The sequence below is a fragment of the Rhizobium sp. SL42 genome, assembly GCF_021729845.1.
In the GTDB taxonomy this organism is placed as follows: domain Bacteria; phylum Pseudomonadota; class Alphaproteobacteria; order Rhizobiales; family Rhizobiaceae; genus Allorhizobium.
The window spans coordinates 168,191-184,272 of sequence record NZ_CP063398.1 but is presented as its reverse complement, the minus strand read 5'-3'; the positions used below and the strand labels follow the sequence as shown (position 1 = coordinate 184,272).

At 59.5% G+C, this 16,082-nt stretch carries 12 protein-coding genes; 2 read left to right on the top strand and 10 right to left on the bottom strand.

Translation table 11 applies throughout. From position 1 onward, the window contains the following. Positions 1 to 12: 12 nt before the first annotated feature. The 10 genes from IM739_RS19980 to IM739_RS19935 form a co-directional block, all read right to left on the bottom strand. On the bottom strand, positions 13 to 879 hold the full coding sequence (locus IM739_RS19980) for a dipeptide ABC transporter ATP-binding protein (protein ID WP_237371556.1): 867 nt from the start codon (positions 877 to 879) through the stop codon (positions 13 to 15). After that, entirely contained in the window at positions 876 to 1,727 is an 852-nt protein-coding gene (locus IM739_RS19975; protein WP_237371555.1) for an ABC transporter ATP-binding protein, read from the bottom strand. Before IM739_RS19975 ends, IM739_RS19980 begins: the two co-directional genes overlap by 4 nt. Position 1,728: 1 nt before the next feature. Further along, positions 1,729 to 2,637: an ABC transporter permease subunit gene (locus IM739_RS19970; protein ID WP_237371554.1), complete on the bottom strand. Its 909-nt coding sequence runs from the start codon at positions 2,635 to 2,637 to the stop codon at positions 1,729 to 1,731. 14 nt (positions 2,638 to 2,651) lie between these two features. Beyond that, complete coding sequence (locus IM739_RS19965) at positions 2,652 to 3,656, bottom strand: ABC transporter permease subunit (RefSeq protein ID WP_237371553.1); 1,005 nt, start codon at positions 3,654 to 3,656, stop codon at positions 2,652 to 2,654. Between the two features lie 173 nt (positions 3,657 to 3,829). Beyond that, positions 3,830 to 5,428: an ABC transporter substrate-binding protein gene (locus IM739_RS19960; RefSeq protein ID WP_237371552.1), complete on the bottom strand. Its 1,599-nt coding sequence runs from the start codon at positions 5,426 to 5,428 to the stop codon at positions 3,830 to 3,832. A gap of 502 nt (positions 5,429 to 5,930) precedes the next feature. After that, positions 5,931 to 9,011, bottom strand: a complete 3,081-nt coding sequence (locus tag IM739_RS19955) for an efflux RND transporter permease subunit (protein WP_237371551.1) — start codon at positions 9,009 to 9,011, stop codon at positions 5,931 to 5,933. A 39-nt stretch (positions 9,012 to 9,050) separates the two neighbouring features. Next, positions 9,051 to 10,160: an efflux RND transporter periplasmic adaptor subunit gene (locus IM739_RS19950; protein WP_052023421.1), complete on the bottom strand. Its 1,110-nt coding sequence runs from the start codon at positions 10,158 to 10,160 to the stop codon at positions 9,051 to 9,053. 139 nt (positions 10,161 to 10,299) lie between these two features. Next, positions 10,300 to 10,908: a TetR family transcriptional regulator gene (locus IM739_RS19945; RefSeq protein WP_007600710.1), complete on the bottom strand. Its 609-nt coding sequence runs from the start codon at positions 10,906 to 10,908 to the stop codon at positions 10,300 to 10,302. A 1,380-nt stretch (positions 10,909 to 12,288) separates the two neighbouring features. Continuing rightward, positions 12,289 to 12,897 (bottom strand): J domain-containing protein, encoded by a 609-nt coding sequence (locus IM739_RS19940; protein WP_007600711.1) that lies wholly within the window; start codon positions 12,895 to 12,897, stop codon positions 12,289 to 12,291. Between the two features lie 254 nt (positions 12,898 to 13,151). Next, positions 13,152 to 13,793, bottom strand: a complete 642-nt coding sequence (locus tag IM739_RS19935) for a TetR family transcriptional regulator (protein ID WP_007600712.1) — start codon at positions 13,791 to 13,793, stop codon at positions 13,152 to 13,154. 334 nt (positions 13,794 to 14,127) lie between these two features. On the opposite strand from IM739_RS19935, the gene IM739_RS19930 reads away from it, so the two are divergent. Further along, positions 14,128 to 14,937 carry a shikimate dehydrogenase gene (locus tag IM739_RS19930; protein WP_336886419.1) on the top strand — a complete coding sequence of 270 codons (810 nt, stop codon included), beginning with the start codon at positions 14,128 to 14,130 and terminating at the stop codon, positions 14,935 to 14,937. A 119-nt stretch (positions 14,938 to 15,056) separates the two neighbouring features. Further along, positions 15,057 to 16,052, top strand: coding sequence for a TRAP transporter substrate-binding protein DctP (gene dctP, locus IM739_RS19925; protein WP_237371550.1), 996 nt, complete (start codon positions 15,057 to 15,059; stop codon positions 16,050 to 16,052). Positions 16,053 to 16,082 lie beyond the last annotated feature (30 nt).

Genomic DNA, 16,082 nt, shown 5'->3' with positions numbered 1-16,082 from the left:
GTGGTCCAAAAGTTAGCCTGCGCTGACCAGCTTGCCGCGTTTTGCCATGCGGGCGCGGATCGATTCCACATCGGCACGCGGGGTCGCGGCAAACAATGTGCGGGTATACTCGTGCTGCGGATTGGAGAAAACCGCGTCACGCGTGCCGTATTCGACGGCCTCGCCGTAGTACATGACCATCACCTCGTCCGCGATGTAGCGCACGACCGAAAGGTCATGGCTGATGAAGACATAAGTCAGGCCGAACTCTTCCTGCAGATCGGCAAGCAGGTTGAGAACCTGTGCCTGGACGGACAGGTCGAGCGCCGATACCGGCTCGTCGAGGACCAGAAGCTTCGGGTTCAGCATCAATGCACGGGCAATCGCGATGCGCTGACGCTGGCCGCCGGAGAACATGTGCGGATAGCGATTGTAGTGCTCCGGACCGAGGCCGACCTTGATCAGCATTTCCGTTGCCCGCTCGCGGCGTTCTGCGGGGGTCATCTTGGTGTTGATCAAAAGCGGTTCGCCGAGAACGTCGCCGATCTTCTGGCGCGGATTGAGCGATCCATACGGGTTCTGGAAGACGATCTGCACCTTCTGGCGCATTTCCGCAGTCAGGTGACCCGGACGGGTATCGACCTTCTTGCCTTCGATCAGCAGTTCGCCGCCGGTAGGCTCATCGATGAAGGTAAGGATACGGGCAAGGGTCGACTTGCCGCAGCCGCTTTCACCGACGATAGCCAGCGTCTTGCCGGTCTCGAGCTTGAACGATACGCCCTTGACCGCATGCACGGTCTTGTCGGCCTTCAGGAAGCCCTGCGGCACGTGATAATCGCGCTTGATGTCGCGAATTTCCAGCATGGGAACGCCGCTGGTGTTGCCGGCTGCAGTGCTCATGCTGCACCTCCCGTCGTCTGGGTTGCTGCCATGAAATCGGAAACCGTCGTCAGACGATCACCGGTGGCATTTTCCGGCAAAGCGGAAAGCAGCGCCTTGGTGTAGGGGTTCTTCGGCGCTTCGAACAGCGAAAGCACGTCGGCCTCCTCCATCTTCTTGCCCTTGTACTGGACGATGACCCGGTCGGCGGTTTCGGCGACCACCGCCATGTCATGGGTGATCATGATCAGGCCCATGCCGGTCTCGACCTGCAGCTTCATCAGCAGATCAAGGATCTGCTTCTGAATCGTCACATCGAGGGCCGTCGTCGGTTCGTCGGCGATCAGCAGTTTCGGATTGCAGGCAATCGCCATGGCGATCATCACGCGCTGGCACTGGCCGCCCGACATCTGATGGGGGAAGTGATTGAGGCGTTCAGCCGGATCCGGCAGGCCGACGAGCTTGAACAGCTCGATCGCTCTGGCACGGCGCTCCTTTGCACCCATGCCCATATGCAGTTTCAGCACTTCCTCGATCTGGAAGCCGACGGTAAAGCAGGGGTTGAGGCTGGCGACAGGCTCCTGGAAGATCATCGCCACATCCTTGCCAATCAGCTTGCGGCGATCGGAAGGCGACATGCCCTGTATATCGCGCCCGAGAAAGAGCATGCGATCGGCCGTGATCTTGGCTGTCCAAGGCAAAAGCCCCATGACCGCCAGCATGGCAACGGACTTGCCGGAGCCACTTTCGCCAACGATTGCAAGCACTTCGCCAGCATTGACCGAAAGCGACACGCCATCGACGGCCTTGAACCAGCCCGAAGCGGTCTCGAACTCGACCGTGAGATTTTGAATGTCGAGAAGTGCCATGTCAGGACCTCTTCAGCTTGGGGTCGAGCGCGTCGCGCAGGCCGTCGCCCATCAGGTTGATCGCCAGAACCGTGATCAGGATTGCCAGACCCGGGAAAGTCACGACCCACCAGGCGCGCAGGATGAACTCTCGGGCTTCTGCCAGCATGGTGCCCCATTCGGGTGCCGGCGGCTGTGCGCCCATGCCGAGGAAGCCGAGTGCTGCGGCGTCGAGGATGGCGTTCGAAAACGACAGCGTTGCCTGGACGATCAATGGCGCCATGCAGTTCGGCAGGATGGTGCGGAACATCAGGCGGAACGGCCCTGCCCCGGCCAGCCGGGCGGCCGTCACATAGTCACGGGTCTTTTCCGACATGACCGCGGCACGCGTCAGGCGGACGAAATGCGGCTGCAGTGTCAGTGCGATGGCGATCATGCCGTTGGTCAGGCCCGGTCCAAGGATCGCGACAAGCACCAGTGCCAGAAGCAGCGACGGAAATGCCAGGATGATGTCCATCAGGCGCATGATCGTGGTGTCGAGCCAACCGCCGTAATAGCCGGCCAGCACGCCGATCGCGATGCCGGTAGTCAGCGAGAGCGTCGTGACGAACACACCGATGAACAGCGAGTATTGCGATCCGTAGATCAGGCGCGACATGATATCGCGGCCGACCGGATCGGTGCCCAGAGGATAGCTCCAACTGCCGCCTTCAAGCCAGGCGGGCGGCAGGAGAATGGCATCGCGATACTGTTCGAATGGCGAATGCGGTGCGACCAGCGGTGCAAACACCGCGATCAGCACAAGGGCGATGAAAACGACGAGGCCAATGACGGCGCCGCGGTTTTCGGAAAAGTAGAACCAGAACTCGGCCAGCATCTGGCGGCGCATCGCCGCTGTGGTGACCGGCTGGCTTTGAGTGGTCTCAGCCATGGGATTTTATCCTTCTAGTGGCGGATGCGCGGGTTGATCAGGCCATACAGGAGATCAACGATCAGGTTGACGACCATGATGATGCCGGCAATCAGCAGCAAACCGCCCTGGATGACGGGATAATCGCGGCGGAATACGCTGTCGACCATCCATTTGCCGATGCCCGGCCACGAGAAGATCGTTTCGGTCAGGATCGCGCCGGCAAGCATGACGCCGATCTGCAGGCCGATCGTGGTAATCACCGGGATCATCGCATTGCGCAGGGCATGCAGGCCGACCACCCGGAACGGCGAAAGGCCCTTGGCGCGGGCCGTGCGGATATAGTCCTCCGACAGCACTTCCAGCATGGCCGATCGGGTCTGGCGTGCGATGACGGCAAGCGGAATGGTGGCGAGCACGATCGACGGCAGGATCAGGTGGCTGAGGGCCGATGAGAAGGCACCCTTTTGACCCGACAGCAGGCTGTCGATCAGCATGAATCCGGTGACGGGCGGGAAGAAGAACATCAGCGAGATACGACCCGAGACCGGTGTCCACTGCAGGATGCCGGAAAACAGGATGATCAGCAGCAGGCCCCACCAGAAGATCGGCATCGAATAGCCGACGAGCGCAATGCCCATCATCGTCTGGTCGAAGGCCGAGCCGCGCTTGATTGCAGCAATGATGCCGGCTGGAACGCCGATCGCGATGGCGATCATGATGGCACAGAAGGACAGTTCGATGGTCGCCGGGAACAGCGCGAAGAACTGGTCGATGATCGGGCTCTTCGAGACGATTGACGTGCCGAAATCACCGGTCAGGACGCCGCTGATATAGTCGAAATACTGCACGACTATCGGCCGGTCGAGGCCGAGATTTGCGCTGATTTCCGCGTGTCGCTCAGGCGACATCACGCGCTCGCCAGACAAAAGCGCGACGGGATCACCCGGCAGCAGCCGGATGAAGGCGAAGGCTATGATCGATACGCCGATGAAGGTCGGGATCAAGACGGCAAGCCGCCGCAAGAGAAAGCCAAACATGTAGGAGACCTGTTGTTTTTCTTATGAAGGTCGGACCGTGGGCTTGTCGCCTCTTCGGTCACTCGAAAAGCCGTATCGGGTTTCGAACCGTGGAAATCGCCGGATTTTGTCCGGTGGAGCTTAACGAGAATCGCCGCGGGTTTTGGCCCGCGGCGACTGCGTCTCGTATCCGATTACTCGGCGATGTCGACGTTTTCGAAGGTGAAGTCACCGAGCGGGCTCTGAACGAAGCCAGAGACTTCCTTGCGCATCGGAACGATGGACAGGGAGTGGTCGATGGTTGCCCAAGGTGCTTCGCGCTTGAAGACGAGCTGGGCTTCTTCGTAAAGCTTGGTGCGTTCAGCCTGATCGGACGTGACCTTGGCCTTCTTGACCAGGGCGTTGAACTCTTCGTTGCACCACTGAGCGCGGTTGTTGCCGCCTACGGCTTCGCAGCCGAGCAGGGTGTCGAGGAAGTTGTCCGGATCGCCATTGTCGCCGGTCCAGCCGAGCATGACGGCGCCGTCACGATCCTTGGCCTTCGAACGGTCGAGATATTCCGCCCATTCGTAGGAAACGATCTCGACCTTGACGCCGATCTTGGCAAAGTCGTCCTGCATGATTTCAGCCGCACGGCGTGCGTTCAGCATGTAGGGACGCGATACCGGCATTGCCCAGATCTTCATCGACAGATCCTTGACGCCAGCGGCTTCGAGCGCCTTCTTGGCGGCGTCGAGGTCGTAAGCGTCGTCCTGCGTGGCTTCGTTGTAGGACCACATTGTCGGCGGGATCGGGTTCTTGGCCGGTGTTGCCATGCCCTGGAAGACGGCATCGACGATGGCCGGCTTGTTGATCGCCTGGTTCAGAGCCTTGCGGACTTCCGGCTTGTCGAACGGAGCCTGGGTCGTATTGTAGGCGAGGTAGGCGACGTTCAGGCCTTCCTGTTCCATGACGGTCAGCGACTCGTCGGTCTTCATCGCGGCAACGTCTGCTGCGTTCGGGAACGGCATCAGGTGGCATTCGCCGGCCTTTAGCTTCTGGTAGCGAACGGCAGCATCGGTGGTGATTGCGAAGACGAGATCGTCGATCTTCGGTGCGCCGCCCCAGTAGTCAGCATTCTTCTTGAAGCGGATGACCGCGTCCTGCTGGTAACCGACGAAGGAGAACGGACCCGTGCCGACCGGCATCTGGTTCAGCTGTTCCTTCTTGCCAGCCTTTTCGAGGCTGTCGGCGTATTCCTTCGACAGGATCGATGCAAACGGCATCGCCAGGTTGGCGAGGAAAGGTGCTTCCGGCTTGTTGAGCGTGATCTTGACCGTGAGGTCATCGACTTTCTCGATTGACTTGATCAGTTCCGGGAAGCCCATGCCCGCGGCATATTCCCAGGAGGTGCCTGCTACATACTGGTTCCACGGATGATCGGCCTTGATCTGGCGCTCCAGCGAGAACAGAACGTCGTCCGCATTGAATTCGCGGGTCGGCGTGAAGAATTCGGTGGTGTGGAACTTGACGCCCGGACGCAGCTTGAAGGTGTATTCGGTGCCTTCGGCGTTCACGGTGTAGCTTTCAGCCAGACCGGCTTCGGCTTCGGTCGTGCCAGGCTTGAATTCCATCAGGCGGCTGTAAACCGGATGCGCCGACGCATCGAATGTCGTGCCAGCGGTGTACATGCCCGGGTCGAAGCCTTCCGGCGAACCTTCCGAGCAATAGACGAAGGTCTTGGCGCTCGCAGCGCTCGACAGGAACGTAGCCGCGAGCAATGCTGCGGCGGCAAAGCCAAACTTGTATTTCATGAGCAGTCTCCCAGTGGCGTTGGACAATGACTGTCCGGTCGCCGGTTCTTTTGGTTCCGTGGCGCGTGTTTCGCGCCCAGTGTTTTGCAAAACAGGGCGTTAAACCCCATTCCGGCGTACCGAGGCGACGAAAACACCATGGCTGTCGTAAAGAGGCCATTGTGTAGGCTCGTCGTCGCGGCCCGCATGCCCAACGTCATATCGGCTTAAAAAACGTTGTAAAGAGAGATTCTGCCGCAATATCACTTCATTTTGGACTGGAAATTGGCGAAATTGGCCCAGGACAGCAGAAAAATTGCAGATTTTAATCGTATGCAAGGCGTACGAAAGCTGTTTTAGCGATATGATAGACGCGTTAGTTTCCAACGACTTCGGGTTTTCGCGTCGCAAAATGAAAACCGCGCACGGCGCGGTCTTCATCCTAATTTTAGCATGTCTGGCCGATTGATCAATCGCCCATAAAATGCAGACGTGGGGGGGCTTGGGGTCCCCTCCCTCCCCCTTATTCGGTCGCCAGCTTTTTGGGCGCGCGACCGAAGAACAGGGAATAGGCTGCCGGCAGAACCAGGATCGTCAGGACCGTCGCAACCAGGATACCGCCCATCATCGCGTAGGCGAGCGGACCCCAGAAGATTCCACGCGAGATCGGGATCAGCGCGAGTACGGCGGTCATTGCTGTCAGCATGATCGGGCGGAAGCGTCGTACGGCCGAGCCAACGATCGCTTCAGAGCGTTCCATGCCCGCCGCAATGTCCTGGTCGATCTGGTCGATAAGGATGATCGAGTTGCGGATGATGATGCCGAGAAGGGCAATGACCCCAAGGATCGCGACGAAGCCGAAGGGGGCGCCGGAGATCAGCAGCGCGGCCGACGCCCCGATAATGCCGAGCGGTCCGGTGGCCAGAACCAGCATCGCCTTGCCGAAGTGCTGGAGCTGGATCATCAGCAGCACGACGATGACCAGCAGCATGATCGGCGCTTTCGCGGCAATGGAGTTCTGGCTCTCGGCGCTGTCTTCGGCTCCGCCCTGGATCTCGACTTGATATCCGGCGGGCAGTCGATCCCGCAGAGGCTGGAGCTCGGCGAACATCTTCATCGTGACGTCGTTCGACTGAATGCCATCCGGAAGGGTGGCGCGGACCGTGATGGTCGGCAGACGGTTGCGACGCCATTCGATGCCTTGTTCCAGAGTTGGCACGACCTTGGCGACCTGGGACAGTGGTACGAAGGTGCCGTTGTCAGTCGGGATGTAGATCGAGTTGACAGCTGTCAACAGCTTGCGGCTCTCCTCCGGTTCACGGGCGACAATCGAGATTGTCTCCTCCCCTGCCCGAACGTCCGCCAGCGGTGCGCCGCTCATTGTCGCCTGCAGCATCTGGCGAAGTCTCTGCGAGGTAACGCCGAGCGCACGGGCGCGATCCTGATCGACGACCAGCTTCATCGCCGGAACTGGCTCAAGCCAATCGTCGTGAACGGCCTGAAGGACCGGGTTGGTGTTGAAGGCCTTCTTCACCTCGTCGGCAATCCGGCGAACCTCGGCGCGGTCCGGTCCCGAAACGCGCATCTGGACCGGCCAGCCCGTTGGAGGGCCGAGGAACAGGCGGTCGACCTTGCCGCGGATGTCCGGGAAATCGGCTGCGAGCATGTCGCGGATCTTGGTGATCAAGCGCTCGCGTCCCTCTTCGTTTTTGGCCATGACCAGAAGCTGGGCATAGTTCGGATTGCGCAGCTGCTGGTCGAGCGGCAGGAAGAAGCGCGGTGCCCCCTCCCCGATATAAGTCGCAACAAACCGCTGGTCGTCTTCCTTGAGGATCCGGCCCTCGAGAATGGTCGCCTGGCGTTCAACCTCGGAAATCGAAGTGCCTTCCGGCAGCCAAAGGTCGACGAGGATTTCCGGCCGTGAGGATTGCGGGAAGAAGTTCTGCGGAATGAACTGGAAGGCCCAAAGACTGGTGACGAACGCCGTGAGCGTCAGCAGGATCACGATGAGCCGATGCTTGACCGCCCAGACAACGGTGGAGCGCAGCCGATGATAAAACGGCGTATCGAAAGCATCGTGATGGTTGCCGGCATGGTGTCTCTGCTTGAGGATCATGTAGCCGAGCCAAGGCGTGAAATAGACGGCCACGAACCAGGATATGACCAGCGAGATGCCGACGACATAGAAGAGCGACCGGACATATTCGCCTGCGGTCGATTCCGCAAAGCCGACGGGAATGAAGCCGGCGATGGTGATCAGTGTCCCGGTCAACATCGGGAAGGCGGTCGACGAATAGGCGAAACTCGCCGCGTCGATCTTGTGCAGCCCCTCCTCCAGTTTTCGTTCCATCAGTTCCACGACAATCATCGCGTCATCGACAAGAAGCCCGAGCGCGATGATCAGGGCGCCAAGCGAAATGCGCTGAAGGTCGAGCCCGAACTGGTACATGACGGCAAAAGTGGCCGCCAGCACCAGCGGGATCGCAATGGCGATAACCAGGCCCGAGCGCCAGCCGATCGAGATGAACGACACGACCAGCACGATCAGCAGGGCCTCGCCGAGAGCCTTCATGAATTCGCCGACGGCCTCTTCCACGACTTCCGGCTGGTTGGAGATCTGTGATACCTCGACGCCAAGCGGCAGGCTTGCCTCGAAACGGGACAGTGTCTCTTCGACGGATTTGCCGACATCCGTGACCTTGAAGCCCTTGGTCATCACCACGCCGACCTGGACGGAATCCTGGCCGTTGAAGCGGAACTTGCGCTGATAGGGATCCTCGAGGCCTTCGGTGACTGTGGCAATGTCGCCGAGGCGTGTGATCTGGTCGCCTGCCTTAAGGCGGAGTTCGCGAATGTCTTCGGCGGCGCTGAAACCGCCGTCGACGGCGATGCGCACCGAGCGTTCGCCGGTATCGATCGTGCCAGTGGCGTCAATCGCATTCTGGCCAGCCAGCGCATTCTGCAGATCGGTGAAGGTGAGACCGCGCTCCGCAAGTGCCTTGGAAGACACTTCAATGAAGATCTTCTGCGGCTGATCGCCGAGGATCACCGCCTTTTCCACGCCCGCCGTCGAGAGCAGTACGTCGCGGGCCTGGATCGCGTAGTTCTTCAGTTCCGGATAGCTGTAGCCGTTTCCGGTCAGCGAATAGAGTGTGATATAGGTGTCGCCGAATTCGTCATTGAAATAGGGGCCGAGCAAGCCCTCGGGCAGTTCGTTCTCGATGTCGCTGATCTTCTTGCGCACCTGGTAGAAGGCATCGGCCACGTCGTTTGCGTCCGTATTGCCCTTGACCTGAAGCGTGATGATGGCCGAGCCGGCGCGAGTGTAGGATTTGACCCAGTCGAGATAGGGCGTCTCCTGCAGCTTGCGCTCGATCTTGTTGACCACCTGATCCTGCATATCGGTCAACGACGCGCCGGGCCAGAAGGCCTGCACGACCATGACGCGGAAGGTGAAATCAGGATCTTCCTTCTGGCCCATGCGCATCAGGCCGAAAAGACCTGCGATCAGGATGAGGCCGAACAGAAAGCGTGCCATGCTGGGATGGCCGATCGCCCAACGCGACAAATTGAAGGAGCCGTGGTCGACGGGTGGGGTGTTCATGGCAATGGTCCGCGCGGGAGGAACGGGAAGGGATCGGGATCAGGGCGTTTCGCTGGTGCTGCCGGTGACGGCAGGCTCCGCGGCTTCTGCCGAATGGGACAATACGCCCTCGGGAAGCTTGACCTTCATGTCTTCCGCCATGAATTGCGTGCCTGCTGCAACCACCAGATCGCCGGGGCGGATGCCTTCCGAGACCTTGATCCCGACGTCGGTGAATTCGGCAACCTTGACTGGCCGGGCATGGACCGTGCCGTCGAGCCGTTCGACCGTCCAGACAATCGTCTGCTGGCCCGGGTCGCGTGCCAAAGCAGACAATGGCAGGCTGTAGTGATTGTCGGCGGTCGGGGTTGTCGCGATCACGCCGGCGGTCATGCCGAGCAGTACGCGGGCATCTTCGGGAAGCGAAATGCGAACGGCGAATGTCCTAGAGCTGGCATCGGCGGAGCCGGCGACTTCGCGAACGGTACCCTTGAGCGTGACGCCGGCATTCGACCAAAACGTCACGTCGACGACCTTGCCGGTGGTGAAGGCGAAAATCTCGTTCTCCGGAACGGCGATCAGGACTTCCTTTTCGCCGTCAGCGGCAACCGTCACGACGGGGCTGCCGGCCGAGACTACCTGACCGGCATCCGCGTTGATCGCGGTCACGATGCCGGGCTTGTCTGCCTTGAGTTCACTGTAGCCAACCTGGTTCCGTGCCTGCTCGAGGCTCGAGCGGGCACTGTCACGCGTCGATGTCGCCTGGTTGTAGGAAAGCTGCGCCTGCTCAAGCTGGGCCTTGGTGGTAACCTGCTGCTTGTAGAGCGCTTCAGCGCGCCTCAGGGCAAATTCGGTGGTCTCGACCTGACGCTGGGCCGATGCAAGGCTGGCTTCTGCGCTGCGCACCTGCAGTTCATAATCTGTCGCGTCGATGCGGGCGAGAACGTCGCCGGGATTGACCCTGTCGCCGATATCGACATTTCGCTCGATGATCTTTCCGGCAACACGAAAGCCGGTCGCGGCCTCGCTGCGGGCTTTTACCGCGCCGGAATAGCGCATTTCGCGGGCCGGTGAGGCGGCGTCAACCTCGACGACCTTGACCGGGCGCATCGCCGGTGCCTCGGAAACTTCGGCCTTGTCGTCGGAGCAGGCAGCCAGCGCGATTGTCATCACCAACGGCGCAAGCAGGCGCACAATTCGCCCACGCTTGTTGCGGCCGGGGGTCGATAGTTCGATTGGACGCGGTGTCATAAACATACTCTCCTGAAACACTGGATGCCGGGTCGAGCCTCCGAGGCTCGCTCTCGGGTCAGGCCTTGAGGGCCCGGATCGAAAATTCAGTCAATTGTTCGGCATTGGCGCGATTGCCCTTGCCAATGCACTGGGCCACGAGTTGCGGGTGATGCAGCGCGGATGTGGCAGCGCCAAAACAGCGAGATGCCAGTTCCGGGTCACCCTTCGTAAATTCACCGTTTGCCATGCCGTCAGCGATTATGTCGCGCACGATAGCCTGAAGTTGGTCGATGTGCTGGTCCACCACCTGCCAGTCTCGCTCGATGGCGACGATGACCATCTCATGCACCTTTTCGGCATCGAGCATGGTTTCGACTGTATACTGATAGTGGCCCATGGAATAGCGCCGCAGCCGTTCTTCGGCGCTGAGTGGCAGGGCAGCGCATGCGCGCGCCAGCTCAAGGCTCTCGTTCAGCATCCGGGCGCACAGCGCCTGATGGATTTCCACTTTTGACGCGAAGAAACGGTAGATATTGGCCGGCGACATGCCGAGATCCTTGGCAATGTCGGCGACCGTCGTCTTGGCATATCCGTAGTGTCTGAACAGGCGCTCAGCCGCTGCGAGAATACGCACGACATTGTCGTGACGCGTCTGCTCCTGATCAGCTTCAATGACGTGAGGCATCTGCATTCCTGAATGATGACGAATATTGAATTTCGTCAGCAATAAAATGTCAGAAGTTGGTTGTCAATATATCTCATGAAAGAAAACCCTGAAACAAGGCGCGCCAGAGTTGTGGCCTATTGTGATATACGACCGTTAACAAACCATTCGCGGGGCGCGCTTTCGGCGCACGGCAAAGATGACGTATAGAGTTGGTCCAGCGGGTGGGTGTGCTGGCCAAGCCGTCGTTCTTGACGGCTCCTTCATTGCTCGTGTCTTGCGGGGATGGCTGATCGATTGGGAGGGTGTGGGCTTGCTGTAGGTCGATGATGTGAGTTCCAGCTGCGGCCCTGCAGGCATTGCCTCCAAGCTGCCGGGCATGGCGATTGAGAGCGGTAAGCTCTATCAAGTGGGTTGGCAAGAACGACTGTTGACAGCTGTCAACATAAGTGGGTCGCGGTTTATGAGTCGCGCTGTTGGTGCTGCCCCATTGGAGATCTAGGAGGCCAACTGTAGTTCACGGGATGCGGCAAACGATCATCGATCGAGCAGCCGAACTATAATTCTGCGATCGCAAGAACCGCTTGTTGTTGTCGACGCCCAGTTGGCTTGGCGGCAAGCCGCACGGAAAGCGGCGGAAGCGCGGTATAGTTCGCCATCTTATAAATAGACGTATTCACAAAGCCTGGGCTAGGCGGTCGGCAATGCACGCTCTCCCGGTCGGGATGATTGGTGCCCGGTCTCTGCGGGGAAGGGGAGAGGGGGGAAGGTTCGCGCGTTTCAGGTGATGGCCGTTATGAACTCGTATGCGGTTTTCGAATGCAGCATTTTACTGCTGCATCAGAAGTGCGGTTGAGGCCGTTCGCGCTGGATGGGGCTGTCGTGCCGCATTGGACGTCTACCCGGACGCCCTTGCGATGTTGCTGCGGTAAGGACACTTGTCGTTTGGTAACGTCGCACGACAAGAAGGCCAAACGGTAACGTAGCGCCGGCCGCTTTCTTCAATCATGGAAAGCTACGTCTTCGAGCGCATTTACGTATTTTTTTCGTCAGTGTGCGTTGGGCCCTTGGAAATTCCAGTCATCTGTGGCAATCTAACTGAACTAAGGAAGCGGAATCGCTTCATGGGCGTATAGCCCCCAATTTCCAGCAATCCGGTCAAATTCGGTTAACCATAACCGCATACGCAGTGGCGAAACCAAAGCCCCACTTCAATTTCGTATCGGAAATTGCGCCAAGCAAAATCAATGCGTTGGAACCTGCGAAAATCGCCAGTGGCACGCGCGATTGCGACGTGTGACGGCCCGCCGGGCGCCTCCGAGAGAGCCGCCCTCGTCAAGCTTCGATCCGCAGTGCGGATTGTGGTCCCGGCATGCCAAGGAACAGCACAAGATTGAGCGTTCAGCAGAAGCCGTTCAGCTTCAGGATTTTGTGTGCGTCGATCGAAGCACGAAGCTTGTCTTCCGAATTGCGATCGCCGTGGTTCGCGTCCGGATGATGCATCTTGAGCATCTGCTTGTAGCGGCTTCTGATTTCTTCCGGCGTTGCATCCGGCGACAGGCCGAGGGTGTCGAATGCCTTGGCTTCAAGCACCTTGAGCCGGCGCCGCTGGAGTTCAGCTACCGCAGCCTGGCGCTGTTGCGCAGTCTTGCGGGCATTGGTCGCTTTCGCCGAACCCGAGCGCTCCGTGGACGGGAGCGGGGTTTCGGACGGCGGTTTGATGCTGGTCCCTTCGGTCGCGCGGGTGCCGTTTGCCGCTTCCTTCTGGTAGCGCGCAGTCACTGGATCCGACAGGTTCGTCGCGAAGTTGTAACCCTTGTTGTATTCCCTGACATGATCAGGACAGAACCGCAGATAGAGCCCTTCCGCATCCCTCCCGACAGGAGCGCGATGCGTACCAACGGCTTCGCAACCGTCCCATTGGCATGCTGGACCACTTGGTTTGCGATGCGGTGTCGGCTTTTTACGAGTAGGCTTCAGGCCCACGAAGATCTTTGAATCAGACGTCATCGGGCCTTATAGGGCGGACCTGCTCCAAACGGCAAGACCGACGATGCAGCCACGAGCGGCATCACGTTTGCTGTTGCTATGGCCTCGATCCCCATTCCGGTTGGCCAGCCAATTGGTTAGCCGGTGGAATATGCGCAACGCGTATTCTGTGCCTGGCGCATATAGTCGGGCAGGTGTTGCACATAGGCAATATCGCCGGGAGGTCTGCCGGCTTCTTCCGGGAATGTCCGATGATCCGATTGCGCGATACGGTGCTACGGGTTTTGCAGGTAGGCGATCACCGCATCGGAGATCATCTGCTTGTGACGCGCGTAGAGGCCCGGTTCGGAGAGATCCCGATGAAAGATCGTGCCGAATGTGTAGCGGTTGGACACGCGGAAGAAACAGAAGGCGCTGATCAGCATATGCAGATCGATTGCGTCGGCCTTGCGTGTGAAGGTGGCTTCGCGCAGGCCGCGATCCAATATTGTCTGGATGGTGCGGATGACGGAGATGTTGAGGTCACCGATCTCGGTTGAACGTTTCATATGCATGGCATGATGAATGTTCTCGATGCTGACCAGGCGAACGAAATCGGGATTGCGTTCGTCGTGGTCGAAGGTCGTCGAGATCAACTGCCGCAGCGCTTGCTCCGCGGGCATGTCGGCTAATTCCAGATCTGCCTCCAGCGAACGGATTTTTCGATAGGCCTTCTCCAGGACGGCCAGATACAGGCCCTCCTTGCTGCCGTAGTAGTAATAAATCATGCGCTTGGAGGTGCGGGTCTTCTCGGCGATCGCATCGACGCGACCGCCCGACAGGCCAAACTCGGCAAATTCCGCAGTCGCGATGTCCAGGATATTCTCCTTGGTCTTTTCCGGATCGTTCTTGCGTGCATCGCTGGCTGTTCTGGCCATGGTCGTCCCAACTCCCTGTATGCGGTGCGGGCTCAAGGGCGCGCAGCAAAGCGCGCCGTTTGGCTGCTGCCTTTCCCATTTCTTAGTCATCTTGATGCTGGTGATCAACCGCTGGAGAATTGACACGAACTAGTTCGTACATTATTTGTTGATCGGAGGATGCGCCCGGGCCAATGGAGGATTGGCCTGCGGAACATGCGGTGGATCTGCTGGTCGTTCTGGCTTCCGGCACGATCACGCGGGAGAGTGAGGAGGAACGGCCATCATCATCGAGACGAAGCGTGCCGGCCTTATCGGTTCAGCAATCCAGCGTTCGCTCACGCCGGCCATGCACATGGCGGAAGGAGCGGCGCAGGGGCTCGGCTATGACTATGTCCTCCTCGACCTGGATACACTCGGCTACACACCAGACATGTTGAATGACCTGATCCGCGATGCGGAGAACAAGGGTTTCTGTGGTCTGAACATCACCTATCCGTGCAAGCAGACGGTCATGCCGTTGCTGGACGAATTTTCCGACGATGCCGCAATGCTGGGTGCGGTCAACACGGTGGTGTTGCGCGACGGCAAACGCTTCGGCCACAATACCGACTGGTGGGGTTTTGCCGAGGGCTTCCGTCGCCAGTTGCCACACGCCGATCTGGCAAGCGTCGTACAGTTGGGTGCTGGCGGTGCCGGTGCCGCAACCGCGTTTGCGATCTTGAAGATGGGTGCGGAACTGCTGACGATCTTCGATGTCGACAGTGATCGTGCCAGCCAGCTGGCAGACACGATGGCAGGCCATTTCCCGCAGGCAAGCGTTAGAGCCGGCAGTGACCTTGAGCAGGCGATGCGCACGGCGACCGGTCTCGTGCATGCGACGCCGACCGGCATGGACAAACGTCCCGGTCTGCCGCTGCCTGCGCGTTACCTGCGGGGTGAACTCTGGGTGTCTGAGGTGGTGTACTTCCCGCTGGAGACGGCCTTGTTGGCCGAGGCGCGCGCACGCGGCTGCAACGTGGCGCATGGCGGCGATATGGCTGTGTTTCAAGCGGTCGGCGCATTCCGGTTGTTTACTGGGCGCGAGCCGGATGTGGATCGCATGCTGGCACATTTTCTGGCACTGACCAATCCGGATCCGATGCGGGATGAACGTCATGGCTGATGTTCGTTTCAGCGGGGTTTCTGTCTCGCAAGCAGATTAGAAAGGGCGGCCGGGCGGCCGCTCTGATGAGGAGAAGTCCCGCGACCGTGGAGGCGGATGGGACATTGAGGAGGAAAGACATGACAATCGAACTTTCGCGGCGCCATTTCCTTGGCGCGTCCCTGGCTGCCACGGCTACGGTCATGGCAGGCTCTACAGCCGTCTTCGCTCAGGATGCGGTGACGCTGAAATTCTCGGCGGTATTCTCCGAGCAGGATATTCGCGCCGGCATGGTGAAGATGTTCGCCGAAGAGTTGAAGAATGACTTCAAGGTCGAGCCCTTCTATGGCGGTACGTTGTTCAAGCAGGGCACGGAACTGGTCGCTCTGCAGCGCGGCAACCTGCAGATGGGCAACATCGCGCCTCAGGATATTTCCAAGCAGGTACCGGAATGGTCGGTGCTGACGTCGGCCTACCTGTTTCGGGATGCGGCCCATGTCCGGGCCTTCTTCGCCAGCGACGTCGGGGCGGAATTCAAGAAGATGGCAGAGGACAAGGCCGGCGTTCATATTCTCGGACCGACCTATTTCGGTGCGCGCCAGGTTGGTCTCAAGCCTGAAAAGAAGATTACCGGTCCCGCTGATCTCGCCGGCGTGAAGTTGCGCATGCCGGGCGGCGATGCCTGGCAGTTCCTGGGTGAATCGCTCGGCGCGAATCCTGTCCCGATGGCCTATGCCGAGGTCTATACCGGGCTCCAGACCGGTGCGATCGATGGCCAGGACAATCCGCTGCCGAACGTCAAGAACATGAAGTTCTATGAAGTCATGTCGCAGATTGTCATGACCTCGCATCTGATCGGCTATGACCTGCTGACGGTCTCCGCCGACGTCTGGAAGGGCCTCACGCCCGAGCAGCAGGCGAAGATCCAGGCTGCTGCCGACAAGGCGATGATGTGGAGCGAAGAGCAGCACATTGCCCAGGAGGCTACTCTGGTCGAGGAGTTCAAGGCGGCCGGCCTTCAGATCTATGAGCCGGATCTCGATGCCTTCCGCAAGTTCGCGCAGGAAAAATACCTCGCCTCGGATCTCGCAAAGAGCTGGCCGGCGGGTATCCTTGAAAAGGTCGCTGCACTCTGATCGTTGGTCACCCATTGATGCGGGCCGGTA

What these genes read in the sequence shown, in the direction of transcription:
- IM739_RS19975 (WP_237371555.1), bottom strand. Translation starts at nt 1,727, where the DNA reads ATGGCACTTCTCGACATTCAAAATCTCACGGTCGAGTTCGAGACCGCT.
- IM739_RS19935 (WP_007600712.1), bottom strand. Translation starts at nt 13,793, where the DNA reads ATGGCCAGAACAGCCAGCGATGCACGCAAGAACGATCCGGAAAAGACC.
- IM739_RS19970 (WP_237371554.1), bottom strand. Translation starts at nt 2,637, where the DNA reads ATGGCTGAGACCACTCAAAGCCAGCCGGTCACCACAGCGGCGATGCGC.
- IM739_RS19965 (WP_237371553.1), bottom strand. Translation starts at nt 3,656, where the DNA reads ATGTTTGGCTTTCTCTTGCGGCGGCTTGCCGTCTTGATCCCGACCTTC.
- IM739_RS19950 (WP_052023421.1), bottom strand. Translation starts at nt 10,160, where the DNA reads ATGACAATCGCGCTGGCTGCCTGCTCCGACGACAAGGCCGAAGTTTCC.
- IM739_RS19940 (WP_007600711.1), bottom strand. Translation starts at nt 12,897, where the DNA reads ATGACGTCTGATTCAAAGATCTTCGTGGGCCTGAAGCCTACTCGTAAA.
- IM739_RS19960 (WP_237371552.1), bottom strand. Translation starts at nt 5,428, where the DNA reads ATGAAATACAAGTTTGGCTTTGCCGCCGCAGCATTGCTCGCGGCTACG.
- IM739_RS19930 (WP_336886419.1), top strand. Translation starts at nt 14,128, where the DNA reads ATGGCGGAAGGAGCGGCGCAGGGGCTCGGCTATGACTATGTCCTCCTC.
- dctP (WP_237371550.1), top strand. Translation starts at nt 15,057, where the DNA reads ATGACAATCGAACTTTCGCGGCGCCATTTCCTTGGCGCGTCCCTGGCT.
- IM739_RS19945 (WP_007600710.1), bottom strand. Translation starts at nt 10,908, where the DNA reads ATGCCTCACGTCATTGAAGCTGATCAGGAGCAGACGCGTCACGACAAT.
- IM739_RS19955 (WP_237371551.1), bottom strand. Translation starts at nt 9,011, where the DNA reads ATGAACACCCCACCCGTCGACCACGGCTCCTTCAATTTGTCGCGTTGG.
- IM739_RS19980 (WP_237371556.1), bottom strand. Translation starts at nt 879, where the DNA reads ATGAGCACTGCAGCCGGCAACACCAGCGGCGTTCCCATGCTGGAAATT.